The organism is Aeromicrobium sp. Root472D3 (assembly GCF_001426485.1).
GTDB lineage: Bacteria > Actinomycetota > Actinomycetes > Propionibacteriales > Nocardioidaceae > Aeromicrobium.
The window spans coordinates 1,517,260-1,534,601 of record NZ_LMET01000001.1 but is presented as its reverse complement, the minus strand read 5'-3'; the positions used below and the strand labels follow the sequence as shown (position 1 = coordinate 1,534,601).

The window sequence follows — 17,342 nt, the reverse complement described above, 5'->3', positions numbered from 1 at the left end:
AGCCGTCGTGAGCGTCCCCAAGTTCCTCGAGCTGCCGCCCGGCGTCGTCCGCACCACCGAGGCCGGCCTGCACGGCGAGCTCGCGGTGCTGTCGGCGGACGCCGTGGGCCCCAGCCGGGGCGCCGTGCTGCTCGTCCCGGGCTGGACCGGCAGCAAGGAGGACCTGCTGCCGCTGCTGCCCCTGCTCGCCGCGAGCGGCTACGACGCGCGCACGTACGACCAGGCGGGCCAGTACGAGAGCGCCCCCAGCGACGACTACTCCCTCGAGGCCTTCGCCCGCGACGCCCTGCACCTGGCCCACGCGACCGGCGCCGGAACGCACCTGCTCGGCCACTCGTTCGGCGGTCTGGTCGCGCAGGTCGCCACGGTCCTGGCGCCGTCACAGGTGGGCAGCCTCAGCCTGCTGTGCACCGGCCCCGGGGCGCTCGGCGACTCCGACCGGCGTCCGCTCCACAAGCTCGTCTCGGCGATCGGCAAGGTGCCGCTGCTCGACATCCACGAGCTGCGCGAGCAGGGCATCAAGCGCCCCGCGCAGATCACGCGGTTCCTGGCCAAGCGGTTCACGTCCAACGACCCCCGCTCGCTGCGCGCCATCACCCAGCACCTGATCGACGCCCCCGACGTCGTCGACGACGTGCTCGCCACCGGCGTGCCGACGTGGGTGGGCCGCGGCGCGGACGACGACGCGTGGCCGCACGACGTCCAGGACACGTTGGCCGAGCGGCTCGGCACCACGGTCCACGTCGTGCCCGACTCGGCGCACTCCCCCGCCGTCGAGAACCCCGCAGCCCTGATGGACGCGTGGCTGCCCTTCCTGCAGACCCAGCACGAGGAGACGATCTGATGGCCGTCACACGAGGATTCACCGGACGCGACCGCCGGGGCGGTGACGACCGCCTGCCGCCGGGCCAGTACGACACCGGCGCGGGATGGCCGACGCTGACGGCCGAGCTCACGCCGCAGGTCGACGTCGACACGTGGACCATGACGGTCGACGGCCTCGTCGACACCCCGACGACGTGGGACTGGCGGGGCGTCCACGCCCTGCCCGGCTCGACGTACTTCGGCGACATCCACTGCGTCACGACGTGGACCAAGTTCGACACGACGTTCACCGGCGTCAGCGTCGACACGCTCCTCGAGGTCACCGGCGTGCGGCCCGAGGCGACCCACGTCTTCGCGACGGCCACGACGGGCTACACGACGAACCTGCCGCTCGCCGACATCACGGGCGGCAAGGCCTGGCTCGTGTGGGAGTTCGACGGCAAGCCGCTGACGCCCGAGCACGGCGGCCCGGTCCGGCTGCTCGTGCCGCACCTGTACTTCTGGAAGTCCGCCAAGTGGATCACCCGCATCGAGCTGCGCGACCACGACGAGCAGGGGTTCTGGGAGCGCAACGGCTACCACGACCGCGGCGACCCGTGGCTCGAGCAGCGCTACCAGGGCGATGCATGACGGCCTCCGCCGACGAGGTGCTCCCCGAGCCGGTCGCGAGCTCGTGGACGACCGCCACGGTGCGCGAGGTCGAGCACGTCGGCTCGTCGTTCGTGAAGCTGCGCCTGGAGGTCGTCGACCGGCACGACCACGTGCCCGGCCAGCACTACGTCGTCCGCCTGCGGGCCCCCGACGACTACACGGCCCAGCGGTCGTACTCGATCGCGTCCGACCCGGCCGATCCGCTGGTCGAGATCATGGTCGAGCGCATGCCCCGCGGCGAGGTCTCGGGCTTCCTGCACGAGGTCGTCGAGGTCGGCGACGAGCTCGAGGTGCGCGGCCCGATCGGACGCTGGTTCGTGTGGGGCGGCACCACGCCGTCGCTGTGCGTCGCGGGAGGCTCGGGCGTCGTCCCGTTCGTCTCGATGATGCGGCACGCGCGCCGCACGGGCACCGAGCCGCTGCTGCGCGTCGTGGCCTCGGCGCAGACGCGTGACCGTCTGCCGTACGCCGACGAGCTCGAGGAGTACGGGGCGTTCATCGCACTGACCCGCGAGAACCAGCCGCAGGCCGACGGGCCCGAGCGAGTCGCGGCGCACATCTACCCCGACGAGCTCGTGCCGCTGGCCGACGGGATCGAGCGGGCGTACGTGTGCGGGTCGGTGGGCTTCGTGAGCTTCGTCGGCCGCATCCTCGGTGAGGCCGGCGTGCGCAGCGACGCCGTGCGCGTCGAGCAGTTCGGCCCCACCGGCTGAGCCGGCCCCCTGCCGCGGGCGGATCAGCGACCGAGAAGGCGCTCGAGCTCCTCGGGGGCCGTCGTGTGCGCCCCGAGGTGGAACTCGGGCCCCTTGCCGGCACCGTGGTAGTCGCTCGAGCCCGTCACGACGAGGTCGAGGTCGCGAGCCAGACCCCGCAGCTCGGTGCGCGCCTCGTCGGAGTGGTTGAGGTGGTCGACCTCGACCCCGCCGAGCCCCTGCGCCGCGAGGGCCGAGATGACGTCGGGCGTCAGCACCCGTCGCGCCTTGCGGGCCCACGGGTGGGCCACGACCGAGACGCCCCCCGCCGCGGCGACCAGGTCGATCGCGTCGCGCAGCGGGGTGCCGTAGCGGGCGACGTAGACCGGCCCGTCGTCGTAGAGCCAGTCGCGGAACGCCTCGTCGCGGTCGCGGACGTAGCCCGCCGCGACCATGGCATCGGCCACGTGGGGGCGGCCGGACGCCGCCGCGGCGCCCGATTGGGCGACGACGTCGTCGACCGTCAGGGGCATGCCGTGGCCGGCGAGCTGGTCCAGCAGCGCCGGCAGCCGGTCGTCGCGCCCGCCGAGGACGCGTCCGAGCTCGGCCAGCAGCGCGGGGTCGTCGGGGTCGAAGCCGTAGCCCAGCAGGTGGATGCTGACGCCGTCGAGCATCGTCGAGATCTCGATGCCGCCGACCAGCTCGATGCCGGCCCGCTCGGCGGCGGCACGCGCCTCGGCCCAGCCGGCGGTCGAGTCGTGATCGGTCAGGGCCACGACGTCGAGCCCCTGGGCCGCCGCCTTCTCGACCAGCTCGCGGGGCGTGTCGGTGCCGTCGGATCGGTTCGAGTGGGTGTGGAGGTCGATGCGCACGGCCTCAGGCTATCGAGGCGCTCGCGCTAGCCCAGCCGCTGGATGTAGTCGGTGGCCAGCTGCCGGGCCATCTCGGTCGCCGCGCCCGCGCCCCGCGGCCCGGTCATCACCGTGACGTAGCAGGAGATCAAGGTGGTGCCCTTGACGAGGTGCACCTGCGTCGACTGGTACGGGTGCGTCGCGCCCTCGCCCTCGGGGTCTGCGAACGTCACGTCCCGCGCGGAGACGAAGCCCTTCCACCCCTCGAGCGTGACGTCGTCGAGCGTCCCCTCGCCCTTCTCGGCCGGCGTGTACGTCGTGTCGGACGTCTTCGTGGCCGGCAGGTCGAACGCGCCGACGTAGCGCGCCGCACGGTCGCGGATCGTCGCGAGCGTCGTCTGCGGTGCCGCCTCGTCGGTGCCGGCGGTGGCGGTGACCTGGACGAAGTCCCTGGAGAACTCCTCGGCCGCCAGCCTCTCCTGCTCCTGGGCGCCGACGGGCCGCGTCAGCTCGATCGTCACCGAGGCCGTGTCGGCCTGGCAGGAGTCGTCCCCGGGGCACGACCCGATCTTCCGGTCTCCTGTGGGCACCTGGCTGCTGCGTGGCAACGCGGCCGTCAGCTCCGCGACGGTCCGGACGCGCTCCGGCGTCGGGCTGCTGCTCGCGGCCGCCCCCGCCCCCGCCGTCGGCTTCGGCGCCGTGCCGGACGGCTCGTCGGAGCCACCGCCGCAGGCAGTCAGCAGCAGCAACGACGCCAGCGCGGTGGTCGCGACGGTTCTCAGCATGATCGTCCCCCGATGTGTTGGCCGACAGCCTGCCACAGACGGACGACCGTCAGGCGGAGACGTTCCAGCGGCGGACGACGGGGGTGCCCCGGTCGTCGCCGAGCACCGAGACCGTCGCGGTGTCGAGGTCGAAGATCCGGCCCTCCGACACCTCGAGCCCCAGCCACCGGGCCGCCAGGACGCGCAGCGAGTGGCCGTGCGCGAACACCAGGGTGCGTCCGCCGGCCGCGCGCGCCCTGGCGACCACGCGGTCGAGCCGCTCGCCGACCTGCGCGGCCGTCTCGCCGCCCGGCGTCGACCCCGTCCAGATCGACCAGTCAGGGTCGGACTCGTGGATCTGCGGCGTCGTGAGGCCCTCGTAGTCGCCGTAGGCCCACTCGGCCAGGTCGGCGTCGGGCTCGGCGTGCGCGAAGCCCGCGAGCTCGGCCGTGCGTCGGGCCCGGCGACGCGGGCTCGTGAGCACCAGACCGAACGAGTGCTCGGCCAGCGGGTGCGTCAGGCGCGCCGCGACGGCCTCGCCGTCGGGCGTCAGCTCGAGGTCGGTGACGGACGTGTGCTGGCCCGAGCGGCTCCACTCGGTCTCGCCGTGGCGGACGAGCCACAGCTCGACGGGCGTCGCGTCGCCGCTCATCGGGGGACGAACGCCCAGTAGTCGAGGTCGAGCAGCACCCCGTCGCGGTACTTCCCGTCGTCTCCGCGCAGCGTGGTCGACTCGTCGCGACCCTTCGTGGCCACGAGTCGCAGCCGCAGCGCGCCGACGCCGGGGGCGGACGTCTCGGCCGTGTCGAGCACCTCCGACCACGCGTAGACCGTGTCGCCGGCGAACGCCGGTGCGACGTGCGCGCCCGCGTTGATCGCGGCGATCAGCTGGGCGTTGGCCAGGCCGTTGAACGACAGCGCCCGCGCCATCGAGATGACGTGCCCCCCGTAGATCAGCCGGGTGCCGTCGGGGCGCGCCTCGGTGTTGAAGTGCACCTTGGCGGTGTTCTGCCACAGCCGGGTCGCGAGCATGTGCTCGGGATCGGTGAGCGTGACGCCGTCGACGTGGTCGATCGTCTCGCCGATCTCGTAGTCGCCGAGGCGGTGGGGCTCGCCGGCCGCGACGACGTCGTAGGCGCTGAAGTCGAGGCCGTCGGGCACGACGAGGTCGGCCGGCGCGACGACGTCGGCCAGCTCGGGCACCACGGTCTCGGGCGCCGGTGCGGCGGCGTCGCGCTTGTGCACCATGACCCAGCGCGCCCAGTCGAGGGCGGTCTCGCCGCGCTGGTTCGTCGCGGTCGACCGGACGTACACGACGCCGGTCCTCCCGTTCGAGTTCTGCTTGAGGCCGATGACCTCCGAGGACGTGCGCAGCGTGTCACCCGGCACGACCGGCCGGTGGAACCGGCACTCGGCGTAGCCCAGGTTGGCCACGGCGTTGAGCGACACGTCCGGGACGGTCTTGCCGAAGGCGATGTGGAACGCCACGAGGTCCTCGACCGGCGCCGGCGTCAGACCGACCGAGGCGGCGAACTCGGCCGACGACGGGATCGCGAACCGTGTCGGGTACAGCGCCTGGTAGAGCGCACGATCGCCCTCGGTGACGGTGCGGGGCGTGGCGTGGTCGATGACCTGGCCGACCGCGAAGTCCTCGAAGAAGTTGCCGGGATTGGTCTTGTTCACGGCCCCAGCATGCCCGATCTGCGGGTGTCTCAGGCGAAGGGGTCGGGGCGCAGCCCGGGCTGCTGGCCGACCAGCTCCTGCGCCCGTCCGAGCAGCTTGTGCTCGACCAGCACCTCGTAGCGGGTGGCGACGACCCTCTGCACCGAGCTGAAGTCACGCTGCCCACGGGTGGCGGCGTAGCCCGCTGCCGAGAAGATCATCGCGAACACGATGCCGAGCAGCACGCATCCGGCCACCGTCGCCAGGAAGCCGCTGCCGTCGGAGAACGCCGACAGCACGACGCCCACGAACAGACCCATGCCGATGCCCGACCAGGCGCCGGCGGAGAGCACCTTGCTCCAGGTCAGGCGGCCCGTGACGCGCTCGACCTGGCGCAGGTCGGTACCGACGATCAGCACGTTCTGCACCGGGAAGTCGTGGTCGGAGAGGTGGTCGACGACCTTCTGGGCGTCGGCGTACTTGTCGTACACCCCGAGCGACTGGGGGAACTCGAGCTCGAAGAGCCCGTTCTGGAGGGGAGGCATGGTTCCAGCGTAGTCCGGTCGCGCGGACGGGGGCCCCGGACGATCGTCCGGGGCCCCGTGGTCGTGCGCCGTGCGCTACCTCGCGCGAACCTTCAGGACGTTCATCGTCGAGCCCGTCTTGACGCCCAGGTTCCACTGCTTCTGGCGCTGCATGCCGTTCTCCATCAGCACCGACAGGGCCCACCGGTTCCTGCCGGCCCTCTTGAAGGCATGGTCGCGCTTGAACGGCTTGCGCGGCGAGACCTCGGCGTCGTAGTACACGGGACGGCCGGAGCGTCCGACGACGACCAGGCGGTAGGCCCGCCCGGCCTTCACCGAGTAGACGCCGCGCGAGTAGCGTGCGCCGTCGATGTAGACCGCGCGGGTGCTGTAGGTCACCGAGGCGCGCGACGTGTTGCCTGCGCGGTCCGTGGCGACAGCCGTGACCGTCGTGCGCGATCCCTTGGTCTTGCGCGACACCGTGCAGGAGTCGACGCCCGACACGGCGTCCCGAGCGGCACACCGGGCCCTGGGCGCCGCGCCCGCGTAGCTGCGGCCGGCCTTGACGCCGGTGACCTTGGCGCGGGGCGTCGAGCGGTCGATCGCGATGCCGTCGACGTTCACCGTCGCCACGCCGCCGTCGGTCGCGGCGATCGATCGGGTGATGGCCGGGGCCACTCCCTCGGCACCCACCGTGACGGGCGCGGGGCAGGCCGATGCCAGCGGCGCGCCGTTCGGCGTGCACGTGAAGCTGACCGTGACCGGGGCGCGGTACCAGCCCGCCGCCGACTTCGCCGACGGGCTGCTGATCGAGGCGGTGATGGACGGGTCGTTGCGCGTCACGGACGTCGACGATCCGGCGAAGTCCTCGGTGCCGGCGAAGCTCGCCGCCACCTGGCGCGACTGGCCGCTCGGGACGGCGTACGCCAGGACGGCCCGGCCGTCCTCGACCTCCGCGGTGCCGACCGACGTGCCACCGACCAGGAAGTCGACGTTCCCGCCGGGGTTGCCCGCGCCGGGCGCCTCGACGGCGACCGTCGCGACGAGCCGGTCGGGCTCGACCGTCAACGTCGTCTTCGTGGCCGCCCGGTCGACGACGAGCTCCTGACGCGCCTGCGTGGCGGCCGAGAAGTCCTCGCTGCCCGCGCGGTCGGCCGTCACGGTGCACTGGCCCGCGTGGGTGAAGGTCACGGTGCCGTCGGCCAGCGTGCAGGCGCCGCCCTCGACGCCCAGCACGGTCGGCGAGCCGCCCGCGCTGCCGCTCGTGGTGGGCGTGTAGGTCGCGCCGACGACCGCAGCCGTCGGGGTCGAGTCGATCGTCGCGGTCTGCGCGGTCTTGGCGACCGTGATCGTCTCCGTGGCCGTCGGGGCGGCGTTGTAGCTGTCGTCGCCGGCCTGGTCGGCGTTCACCGTGCAGGAGCCCGCGTGGTCGAAGGTGATCGTCGCGCCGTCGATCGAGCAGACGTCCTTGCTCGTGTCGGTCAGCGAGTACGACGCGGGCAGGGTCGAGCTGGCGGTCGCCGCGACGGTGTAGGTCGATCCGATCGACGCGGGGTCAGGACGCGTCGACGTGATCGTGACGGTCTGGTTCTCCTTGACCTTGTCTGCCTGGTACACGACGACTTCGTAGTCCGTGCTTCCGTTCAGACCGAGGCGGTTGCCGATGCGGTACCCGCCGGTGTACGTGATGTTGTGCACGCACAGCCGCTGGTCACCGTCGTCGACGTCGCAGATGCTCAAGGACACCGACGAGCCCGCGGGAGCGAAGCCCCACGAGTAGCCGGGGCCGAAGTACCACTCGGAGCCGTTGGACAGCCGAGTCCTGCTGTTCTCGACGTCGGTCGCGGAGGTCGCGTCCGCCCGGGGGGCGGCGGCGAGGAGCGACAGCGTGTTGCTGCCCGCTGCCCGTCCGGCCAGCATGATGTAGTTGCCGGTGCACGTGCTGAGCAGCTTCTCACCCGCAGCTCCGGCGGGCTCCGCCATGGTCTTGACCGCGCACTGCGTCCAGCCGCCGGCCGTGACGGTCGACACCGGCACGTCCTTCTGCGGTCCGGACGGGTAGTAGGTCGCGATCTCGGGCACGGCAGCACTCGCTGCCGGGGCCGTGACGACGGGGACGACGGCGACCAGGGCCGCCGAGACGATGGACGCGAGCACGCGCCGGGACAAGGACATTCGGAAACCTCTGGACTCGCGACCGACGTCGCGCTGTGGGAGCAGGCCCAACCATCCGTCAGGCCGCCGGCCAGCCTAGGCGTCCCCGACCGTCCCCGGCGTGTCATCGCGACATGGACTCCCGAAATGACTCGTTGGTCTCAGATCTTGTAGTCCTTCAGGAGGGCCCGGCCGATGATCATCTTCTGGATGTCGGAGGTGCCCTCACCGATCAGCATGAACGCGGCCTCGCGGTAGAGACGCTCGATCTCGTACTCCTTGGAGTACCCGTAGCCACCGTGGATGCGGAACGAGTCCTGCACCACCTCGTTGCAGTACTCGCTGGCGACGTACTTGGCCATGCCGGCCTCGACGTCGTTGCGCTTGCCGGCGTCCTTCAGGCGGGCGGCCTTGACGACCAGCGCGTGGGCGGTCTCGACCTTGGTGGCCATCTCGGCCAGGCGGAACAGGATCGCCTGGTGCTGGGCGATCGGCTTGCCGAACGTCTCGCGCTGCTGCGCGTAGGCGATGCCGAGCTCGAAGGCCCGGTTGGCGATGCCGACGGCGCGGGCGCCGACGTTGACGCGGCCGACCTCGACACCGTCCATCATCTGGTAGAAGCCCTGCCCCGGCGCCCCGCCGAGGATCTGGTCGGCCGAGATCTTGTGCTTCTCGAAGATCATCTCGGTCGTGTCGATGCCCTTGTAGCCCATCTTGTCGATCTTGCCGGGCACCGTGACGCCCTGGGCCGTCTCGCCGAAGCCGGGCTCCTTCTCGACCAGGAACGTCGTCATGTTCTTGTAGACGCTCTCGGCGCCCTCGTCGGTCTTGACCAGGACGGCGACCAGCGTGGACGAGCCGCCGTTGGTCAGCCACATCTTCTGGCCCGTGATCTCGTAGCCGCCGTCGTCGGTCTGGGTGGCCTTCGTCGAGATGGCCGAGACGTCGGACCCGAGGCTCGGCTCGCTCATCGAGAAGGCGCCGCGGACCTCGCCGGTGGCCATCTTCGGCAGGTACTTCTGCTTCTGCTCGTCGGTGCCGTGGTGCATCAGCAGGTACGCCACGATGAAGTGCGTGTTGATGACGCCCGAGACGCTCATCCAGCCGCGGGCGATCTCCTCGACGACCAGCGCGTACGTCAGCAGCGACTCGCCGAGCCCGCCGAACTCCTCGGGGATCATCAGGCCGAAGATGCCGAGCTCCTTGAGCCCCTCGACGATCTCGGTGGGGTACTCGTCCTTGTGCTCCAGCTCGGTCGCGACCGGGATGATCTCCTTCTCGACGAACTGCCGGACGAGCTTCAGGATCTCCTGCTGATCCTCGGTGAGACCTTCGGTGCTGACAAGACGACCCATCGTGCTCCTCCAACGGTTGGCGTGCGGCCTTCGACGACCTGCTGAATGTACCGACAAGTAACGGGCACGTCCCCTCGACGACGAGGTGACCTGCGTTACAAGACGTTAACCTGCGGGCCCGCTCAGTCGGCGATCGCGGGGGCCGACGGCGGACGGCGCAGCACCACGACCACGAGCCCCGCGAGGATCAGCGCGAGCCCCGCGTAGACGCCCACGGGCGGCGTCTGGTCGAGGAAGATGCCGGCCAGGATCGCGGCGCCGGGCACCTCGAGGAGCAGCAGGAGCGAGATCAGTCCGGGGCTCATGACCGCCAGCAGGTGGTTGAGCACCGAGTGCCCCAGCAGCTGCGCGCAGATCGTCACGCCGACGATCGCGAGCCACGTGCGTCCGCTGAAGTCGACCATCTCGACCTGCGCCACGACGCACGCGACCAGCAGCGTCGCCGCGCAGATCCCGTAGCAGGCGACGGTGTACGAGCCCGTCGAGAGGCGCTCGCGCACCCGGCTGCCCGCGATCATGTAGAGGGCCGCGGTCAGGCCGCCCACCAGCGCGAGCAGGTCGCCGACCAGGGCGCGGGCCGACAGCGAGAAGTCGACGCCGGTGATGACGAGGACGCCGACGATCGCCAGCGAGATGCCCCCGATCACGGAGCGGGGCGTGAGCTCGCCCCGGAACCGGTCGATCACGACGACGAACACGACCTGCATGCTGACCATCGCGGTCGCGGCCGCGACCGACGTCATCTTGAGCGCCGTGACCCACGTGGCGAAGTGCACCGCGAGCATGACGCCCGCGAACACCGTCGTGCGCCAGAGGTCGCGTCCGAGGGTCGCCAGCTCGCGCCGGGCGCGGGGTGCGACGACCGGCGCGATGGCGATCGTGCCGAGCGCGTTGCGCCAGAACGCGATCGCCAGCGCGGGGGCCGACGCCCCGGCCATCAGGGGGCCGGAGGCGGAGACCCCGAGGATCGCGACGACGACGAGGAGGGCGTTCACCCGAACAGTGTGCTGGCCTCCCGGCCCACGACGCCGTCGGGGTCGTTCGCGAACACGCGACCGAGGCCCCACCACGCGCAGCCCGCAGCCAGGACGGCCAGGGTCGCGCCCGACGGACCGGTCATCAGCACACCGGGGACGGCGGCGACCACGGCCGCGGTGGCGGTGCCGACCGCACGCCAGTGACGCGTGCGTCGGCGGGCCAGGCCGGCGGCGAGGGCGGCGGGCAGGCCGATCACCCAGCCGGCGGCGAAGCCAATGCCGACGCCGTACAGCGCGGCGACCACGACGAGCCCTGCGACCTCGCCGTCCAACCCCTCGCCCACCAGCACGAGGGCGGCGACCAGGACCGCGCACCCTGATCCGGCCACCATCCCGATCAGCGCCGACCAGCCGATCGTCCGCGCGTAGACGTCCGGGCCCATGCCGACCTCCTCATAGTTGAACACGTTCAAGATTGAATCTAGAGCATTTCTTGAACATGTTCAACACGCGGCACGGAGGCCGCGGGACGTCGACGTGCCACGATGTCCGCATGACTCTCGTGGCCATCGTCCTCATCGTCGTCGGAGCGGCGCTCAGCCTCTTCGCGACGTCCCTGATCGTCCGCCCGACCGGTTGGGCCCGTGCGACGGGCGAGATCATCGGCCTCTCGAGCAGCGCACCCGCGTGGGCTCCGCACCGGGGCGCCTCGTTCCGGTACACGTCGGGCGACGGCACCGAGCACACGGTCTGGTCACCCGACGGGACCACCGCGGGCTCCGGCGTCGGCGGGCCCGTGCAGGTCCGCTACGACGCCGAGGACCCGGCGAACGCCCGCGCGGCGACTCCCCTGACCCAGGTGTTCGTGCTCATCGCGATCGCCGACGCGATCGCGGTCGTCGGCATCCTGATCCTCGTCCTCTGACCCATCCCCCGCGGCCGGCCGGGCGGGCGGTCAGCCCCAGCTCTGCTCGAGCTCGGCGAGGGACGACTCGAGGTGCGCCAGCAGCCGCTGCAGCGACGGCACCGAGCGACGGCAGCCGATCAGGCCGAAGTCGAGGTACTTGTCGCGGCTCGTCAGCGTGATGTTGAGCGCCTGACCGTCGAGCACGATCGACACCGGATACATCCCCTCGAGCTTCGCGCCGTTGAAGTACATCTGCTCCTTCGGCCCGGGGACGTTCGAGATGATGACGTTGAACGGCGGGTGCGTGTAGCGCACGAACCCCGGCACGGGCGTCATCGCCAGGGGCAGCATCTGGACGGCCGAGAACGCCAGGATCTGCGTCGGCGTCAGGTCGCCCATGATCTTCTTGGCCTGCCGCGACGAGTACGCGATCTCCTCCAGACGCGTCGCGCCGTGCTCGCGGTCGGTGGCCAGGTTGACGACGATCGCGCCGACCGAGTTGCCGCCGTCCGACCCACCGGCCGAATCGGCCCGCAGGGCCAGCGAGATCGGCACCATCGCCGTCATGGGGTCGTCCGGCAGGGCGTGCTGGTCGAGCAGGTACTGCCGCAGCGCGCCCGACACCATCGCCAGCACGACGTCGTTCAGCGTCGTGGCGGACGACTTCGCGACCCGTTGGATGCGCTCGATCTCCCACGACTGCGCCGCGAACCGTCGCGCCCCGCCGACGGGGCCGTTGAGGATCGTCTTCGGCGCACGCGGCAGCGTCACGTCGCCGTCGCGGATGACCTGGCGGGCGATGCGCAGGGTCGCCGGCACGAGACCCGCGACGTCGCCCACGACGTCGGCCCCCGCCCGCAGCAGGGCGGTGGGGTCGAGGCCCTTGCGCGGGGCCGCGGACGCGCCGCCACGGCTCGGCAGCGCCCACGGGGGCACGCAGTCGCGGGCGTCCGGGTCGACGCTCAGCGACCGCTGCATCAGCCGCAGGGCCCCCACGCCGTCGACCATCGAGTGGTGCACCTTGCTGTAGACCGCGAACCGCCCGTCGGCCAGGCCCTCGACGACGTGCGCCTCCCACAGGGGACGGTGCCGGTCGAGCAGCGAGCCGTGCCACCGGGACGTCAGCTGCAGCAGCTCGCGGATGCGCCCCGGCTGCGGGACGGCCGAGTGCCGCACGTGGTACTCGAAGTCGATCGAGTCGTCGACCTTCCACCACGTGTTGCCGAGCGATCCGACGGGCTCGGCCGGACGCTTGCGGAACAGCGGCGAGACCTCGTGGCTCCTAAACGACTCGATGACCTCGCGGACGAAGTCGGGGCCGGCGTCCGCGGGGGGCGTGAACAGCTGCAGCCCACCGACGTGCATCGGGTGCTCACGCGACTCGGCCAGCAGGAACATCGAGTCGGTGGGCGGCATGTAAGACATACGACGGTCCTTCGGGAGTGGAGTACCGGCTGCGGGGTACCCGTACCGGCAGTACGCTGACAGCCACATGTGGCGCAGGTCACTCTATGTGAAACGTTCGTGAACGCATCGCGAACGTCCACGAGGTCGCACGAGGAGGATCCATGGCTCACCTGTCACTGGCTGCCGAGCCCCAGTACTTCCGGGGCCAGAGCCTGCGATCGAGGGCGCTGGGCCTGACGCTGCGCCACACCGTCCGCCCCCTGCTGGGCCTCTGGACCCATCTGCCGTTCGACGTGTTCCCACCCAACCTGGTCGAGCACGCGGCCAAGCTGCTGCCCGTCCACGAGGGCACGATGTGGCGTCCGGTCGACCTGCCGACCACGACCAGCGAGTGGCTGCAGGCCAAGGGCGTCGCCGACATCGGCGGCGGCAACGACCGCGCGATCCTGTACTTCCACGGTGGCGCGTTCCTGACGTGCGGCCTCAACACGCACCGCCGCCTCGTCTCGCGCATCTCGTACGCGGCCGAGCAGCCCGTGCTCAACGTCGGCTACCGCCAGATGCCCTACGAGCCGATCAACGAGTCGGTCGCCGACGGCGTCGACGGCTTCCGCTGGCTGCTCGACCAGGGCTACCTGCCGGAGAACATCACGATCGCGGGCGACTCCGCCGGCGGCTACCTCGCGTTCAGCGTCGCGCGTGCCGTGATCGACAAGGGCTGGGGACGCCCCGCGGGCGTCGTGGCCCTCTCGCCCCTGCTCGACTTCGACCCCACCGGCAAGCGGGCGCACCGCAACGCCAACCGGTGCCAGACGTTCCCGGTCCACGCCGTCGCCAAGCTCGGCGACGTGTCGCTGCGCCTCGACACGCGCCGCGGCGTCACGGCCAAGCGGGTCGACCCCGTCAACATGCCGCTGGCCGACATGCCGCCCGCCCTGATCCACGTCGGCTCGCGCGAGGTGCTGATGGCCGACGCCGAGCTCATGGCCAACCGGCTCGTCTCGGCCGGCGTCCCCTGCGACCTGCAGGTCTGGGAGAAGCAGGTGCACGTCTTCCAGGCCGCCGCGTCGTGGGTGCCCGAGGCACGTCTGGCGATCGACGAGATCGGCACCTTCGTGCGCGGGCTCGCCGAGCGCGAGGTGCCCGCCGTCGTCCCCGCACCGGTCGCCGCGGCGCCGGTCGCCCCCACCGCACGCGTCGCCCGGCTCTGACGTGTGATGTGCTGGCGGGGTGAGCACCACCGATCTCGTCGCCGAGCTGGCCAAGAAGTCCGGCCTCGTCTGGGTGACGTACGGGGGCCGTGACCACGCGGTCTGGCACGAGTGGGTCGGAGACGCGGTGTGCGTCGTGTCGGGAGGCTCCGAGCAGTCGCTGCCGCACGTCGCCGACCAGGACGTCGTGACGATCAGCCTGCGCAGCAAGTCGACGCGGGCGCTCGCGGCCCGCGTCGAGGCGCGGGTCGAGGTCGTCGCGCCCGGTTCGGAGCACTGGGAGACCGTCACGACGGCGCTGCGAGCCGGCCGGCTCAACCTGGCCGACACCGCGACGGCCGTCGACCGCTGGGCCGCCGAGAGCGTCGTCGTCCGGCTCGTGCCGGACGCACCCGCCTCGACCCCGTCCACCATCGCGCACGACCTGAGCCGCACCGCTCCCCTGCTCAGCCGCTGACGCGGTCGGCGGCGTGCGCCAGCACGCCGCGCGGGAGACACTGGAGACCAACCGGGAGGACCACCATGGCCAAGGACACCATCGACGAGGCGAACCTGCGGGTCACCGCGCCAGAGGACCACGCAGCCGGAGTCACGGCCGTCGCCGTCTCCATGAAGCGCGCCGTCGGACACATGGGCGTGAAGAACACCGCCAAGACGCTGCTGAAGCTCAACCAGGCCGACGGGTTCGACTGCATGAGCTGCGCGTGGCCGGATCCCGACCCGGAGAACCGTCACGCCGCGGAGTTCTGCGAGAACGGCGCGAAGGCCGTCGCCGAGGAGGCCACCAAGGACCGCGCCACCCCGGCGTTCTTCGCGCGGCACAGCATCGCCGAGCTCGACGCCCACGACGAGTACTGGCTCGGCCAGCAGGGACGCATCACGCACCCGATGGTCAAGCGCCCCGGCGGCACGCACTACGAGCCCATCGACTGGGACGAGGCCAACGCGATCATCGCGCGCGAGATCACGGCGCTCGACTCCCCCGACGAGGCCATCTTCTACACGTCGGGCCGCGCCTCCAACGAGGCCGCCTTCGCCTACCAGCTCTTCGCGCGGGCCCTGGGCACCAACAACATGCCCGACTGCTCGAACATGTGCCACGAGTCGACCAGCATCGCGCTGGCCGAGTCGATCGGCATCGGCAAGGCCAGCGTGTCGATGAACGACGTCTACCAGGCCGACGTCATCCTGATCGCCGGCCAGAACCCCGGCACGAACCACCCCCGCATGCTGTCGGCGCTCGAGATCGCCAAGCGTCGCGGCGCCAAGATCATCGCGGTCAACCCGCTGCGCGAGGCCGGCCTGCACAACTTCCGCAACCCGCAGGTGCCCCGCGGCATCGTCGGCAAGGGCACCGACATCGCCGATCTGCACCTGCCGATCAAGATCAACGGCGACCTCGCGCTGTTCCAGGCGATCGGCTCGCTCCTCGTGGAGTGGGACGCGCTCGACCACGACTTCATCGATCGTCACTCGACGGGCTTCGAGCAGTGGGCCGAGCACGTCCGCTCCGTCGACTGGGCCACGGTCGAGCACGCGACCGGCCTGTCGCGCGAGCAGATCACCCAGGCCGCCGAGATGATCCGCGCCTCGAAGAAGACGATCTACTGCTGGGCCATGGGCCTGACGCAGCACCGCAACGCCGTCGCCACGATCAAGGAGGTCTGCAACGTCGCGTTCGCGCGCGGCGACATCGGCAAGCCCGGCGCGGGGCTGTTCCCCGTCCGCGGCCACTCCAACGTGCAGGGCGACCGCACGATGGGCATCTGGGAGCGTCCGCCGCAGTCGTTCCTCGACTCGCTGCAGACCGAGTTCGGCTTCGACCCGCCGCGCGAGCACGGTCTCGACACGGTCGACTCGATCCGCGCGATGCGCGACGGCAAGGCGCACGTGTTCATCGGCCTGGGCGGCAACTTCGTGCACGCCTCGCCCGACACCGCCGTCACCGCCGAGGCGATGACCAAGACGCGCCTGACCGTCCAGATCTCGACCAAGCTCAACCGCTCACACCTGCGCTGCGGCGACACGGCGCTGATCCTGCCGACCCTCGGGCGCACCGAGAAGGACGTCCGCGGCGGCAAGGAGCAGTTCATCAGCGTCGAGGACTCGGTCTGCGCCGTCCACGCGTCGCGCGGGGTGCTCGACCCGGCCAGCCCCCACCTGCGCTCCGAGACCGCGATCGTGTGCGGCTTCGCCGAGGCGACGCTGGGCGACCGGCACGGCATCCGCTGGTCGGCGATGCGCGACGACTACGACGTCATCCGCGACCACATCTCGCGCGTCGTCGTCGGCTGCGAGGACTACACCGCCAAGGTCGACCGTCCCGGCGGCTTCGTCCTGCCGCACCCGCCGCGCGACACCCGCACGTTCCAGACGAAGTCGGGCCTCGCGGAGTTCGTGGCGTCGCCGATCGACGTCCTCGAGGTGCCGGAGGGCCACCTGCTCCTGCAGACCCTGCGCAGCCACGACCAGTACAACACCACGATCTACGGGCTGAGCGATCGTTACCGGGGAATCGAGGGCGGCCGACGCGTCGTGTTCGTCCACCCCGACGACATCGCCCACCTGGGGTTCTCGGCCGGCGACCTCGTCGACCTGACGGCACGCTGGGACGACGACGACATCGTCCGCATGGCGCCCGACTTCCGGATCGTGCCGTACGACACGCCGCGCGGCACGGCGGCGGCGTACTACCCCGAGACCAATCCGCTGGTGCCGCTCGACTCGACCGCGGAGGGCAGCAACACGCCGACGTCGAAGGCCGTCATCATCACGATGAAGGCCGCCGACACGGGTCGCACCCGGCACGGGTCGTACGACACGCAGCAGCCCGACGTCGCCGAGGACGGACAGGACGCCGAGGGGTCCGACGAGGGGCACAAGGAGCACCCGCAGCCCGTGCACCTGTCGTGAGCGACGCCGACCCGCACGACCTCCAGCGGTTCGTCGACGCCCAGGACGGCGGCACGTACGAGCAGGCGCTCGGCGAGCTGTCGACCGGGGCGAAGACGAGCCACTGGATGTGGTTCGTCTTCCCGCAGGTCGCGGGTCTCGGCCGCAGCGAGATGTCGGTGCGCTACGCGCTGTCGGGCGTCGACGAGGCCGCCGCGTACTGGGCGCACCCCGTGCTCGGCCCGCGGTACGAGGAGTGCTGCCGGGCCCTGCTCGACCTCGGCGAGGTGTCGGTCGTCGACGTGCTGGGCGGCGTCGACACCCAGAAGCTGCACTCGTCGCTGACGGTGTTCGGTGCTGCCGCCCCGGCGACCGCGACGTTCGAGATGCTGCTGGCCCGCCACTTCGACGGTCGACCCGACCCGGCGACGCTCGAGCTGCTCTGACCGGGCCGCCACGCGGCGGAGGTG

At 71.4% G+C, this 17,342-nt stretch carries 18 protein-coding genes; 8 read left to right on the top strand and 10 right to left on the bottom strand.

Going from position 1 to position 17,342, the window contains the following annotated elements; translation table 11 throughout:
* The first annotated feature begins 7 nt into the window (after window positions 1-7).
* From ASD10_RS07525 to ASD10_RS07515, 3 genes are read left to right on the top strand one after another with little or no spacing between them, the layout of a single operon-like run.
* Window positions 8-844, top strand: coding sequence for an alpha/beta fold hydrolase (locus tag ASD10_RS07525; protein ID WP_056606876.1), 837 nt, complete (start codon window positions 8-10; stop codon window positions 842-844).
* Entirely contained in the window at window positions 844-1,455 is a 612-nt protein-coding gene (locus ASD10_RS07520; RefSeq protein WP_056606873.1) for a sulfite oxidase-like oxidoreductase, read from the top strand. Before ASD10_RS07525 ends, ASD10_RS07520 begins: the two co-directional genes overlap by 1 nt.
* On the top strand, window positions 1,452-2,189 hold the full coding sequence (locus tag ASD10_RS07515) for an FAD-binding oxidoreductase (RefSeq protein WP_082556083.1): 738 nt from the start codon (window positions 1,452-1,454) through the stop codon (window positions 2,187-2,189). The genes ASD10_RS07520 and ASD10_RS07515 overlap by 4 nt, the downstream gene beginning before the upstream one ends.
* A gap of 23 nt (window positions 2,190-2,212) precedes the next feature.
* Here ASD10_RS07515 and ASD10_RS07510 read toward each other — a convergent pair whose 3' ends face one another.
* The 9 genes from ASD10_RS07510 to ASD10_RS19015 form a co-directional block, all read right to left on the bottom strand.
* Window positions 2,213-3,040: a PHP domain-containing protein gene (locus ASD10_RS07510; protein ID WP_056606870.1), complete on the bottom strand. Its 828-nt coding sequence runs from the start codon at window positions 3,038-3,040 to the stop codon at window positions 2,213-2,215.
* Between the two features lie 26 nt (window positions 3,041-3,066).
* On the bottom strand, window positions 3,067-3,804 hold the full coding sequence (locus ASD10_RS07505; protein WP_056606868.1) for a hypothetical protein: 738 nt from the start codon (window positions 3,802-3,804) through the stop codon (window positions 3,067-3,069).
* 49 nt (window positions 3,805-3,853) lie between these two features.
* Window positions 3,854-4,435 (bottom strand): histidine phosphatase family protein, encoded by a 582-nt coding sequence (locus ASD10_RS07500; protein WP_056606867.1) that lies wholly within the window; start codon window positions 4,433-4,435, stop codon window positions 3,854-3,856.
* Entirely contained in the window at window positions 4,432-5,466 is a 1,035-nt protein-coding gene (locus ASD10_RS07495) for a MaoC family dehydratase (protein WP_056606865.1), read from the bottom strand. Before ASD10_RS07495 ends, ASD10_RS07500 begins: the two co-directional genes overlap by 4 nt.
* Before the next feature lie 29 nt (window positions 5,467-5,495).
* Complete coding sequence (locus ASD10_RS07490) at window positions 5,496-5,990, bottom strand: general stress protein (protein ID WP_056606863.1); 495 nt, start codon at window positions 5,988-5,990, stop codon at window positions 5,496-5,498.
* 75 nt (window positions 5,991-6,065) lie between these two features.
* On the bottom strand, window positions 6,066-8,144 hold the full coding sequence (locus ASD10_RS07485) for an Ig-like domain-containing protein (protein ID WP_082556082.1): 2,079 nt from the start codon (window positions 8,142-8,144) through the stop codon (window positions 6,066-6,068).
* Between the two features lie 140 nt (window positions 8,145-8,284).
* Window positions 8,285-9,478 (bottom strand): acyl-CoA dehydrogenase family protein, encoded by a 1,194-nt coding sequence (locus ASD10_RS07480; RefSeq protein WP_056606859.1) that lies wholly within the window; start codon window positions 9,476-9,478, stop codon window positions 8,285-8,287.
* Between the two features lie 122 nt (window positions 9,479-9,600).
* The gene (locus ASD10_RS07475; RefSeq protein WP_162248829.1) at window positions 9,601-10,473 is read right to left on the bottom strand and encodes a DMT family transporter; all 873 of its coding nucleotides are present in this window, start codon (window positions 10,471-10,473) and stop codon (window positions 9,601-9,603) included.
* Window positions 10,470-10,922, bottom strand: a complete 453-nt coding sequence (locus ASD10_RS19015) for a hypothetical protein (RefSeq protein ID WP_162248828.1) — start codon at window positions 10,920-10,922, stop codon at window positions 10,470-10,472. The genes ASD10_RS07475 and ASD10_RS19015 overlap by 4 nt, the downstream gene beginning before the upstream one ends.
* Window positions 10,923-11,008: 86 nt before the next feature.
* On the opposite strand from ASD10_RS19015, the gene ASD10_RS07465 reads away from it, so the two are divergent.
* Window positions 11,009-11,380: a DUF3592 domain-containing protein gene (locus ASD10_RS07465; protein ID WP_162248827.1), complete on the top strand. Its 372-nt coding sequence runs from the start codon at window positions 11,009-11,011 to the stop codon at window positions 11,378-11,380.
* Between the two features lie 30 nt (window positions 11,381-11,410).
* On the opposite strand, the gene ASD10_RS07460 is transcribed toward ASD10_RS07465, so the two are convergent.
* Window positions 11,411-12,787, bottom strand: a complete 1,377-nt coding sequence (locus tag ASD10_RS07460; protein ID WP_082556080.1) for a wax ester/triacylglycerol synthase family O-acyltransferase — start codon at window positions 12,785-12,787, stop codon at window positions 11,411-11,413.
* Window positions 12,788-12,930: 143 nt separating this feature from the next.
* Here ASD10_RS07460 and ASD10_RS07455 point away from each other — a divergent pair, with 143 nt between their 5' ends.
* From ASD10_RS07455 to ASD10_RS07440, 4 genes are all read left to right on the top strand, one after another.
* Window positions 12,931-13,980, top strand: a complete 1,050-nt coding sequence (locus tag ASD10_RS07455) for an alpha/beta hydrolase (protein WP_082556079.1) — start codon at window positions 12,931-12,933, stop codon at window positions 13,978-13,980.
* Window positions 13,981-13,999: 19 nt separating this feature from the next.
* Entirely contained in the window at window positions 14,000-14,437 is a 438-nt protein-coding gene (locus ASD10_RS07450; RefSeq protein ID WP_056606853.1) for a hypothetical protein, read from the top strand.
* 65 nt (window positions 14,438-14,502) lie between these two features.
* Entirely contained in the window at window positions 14,503-16,893 is a 2,391-nt protein-coding gene (locus ASD10_RS07445; RefSeq protein WP_056606851.1) for an FdhF/YdeP family oxidoreductase, read from the top strand.
* The gene (locus tag ASD10_RS07440) at window positions 16,890-17,318 is read left to right on the top strand and encodes a DUF1810 domain-containing protein (RefSeq protein WP_056606849.1); all 429 of its coding nucleotides are present in this window, start codon (window positions 16,890-16,892) and stop codon (window positions 17,316-17,318) included. Before ASD10_RS07445 ends, ASD10_RS07440 begins: the two co-directional genes overlap by 4 nt.
* The last annotated feature ends 24 nt before the right edge of the window (window positions 17,319-17,342 follow it).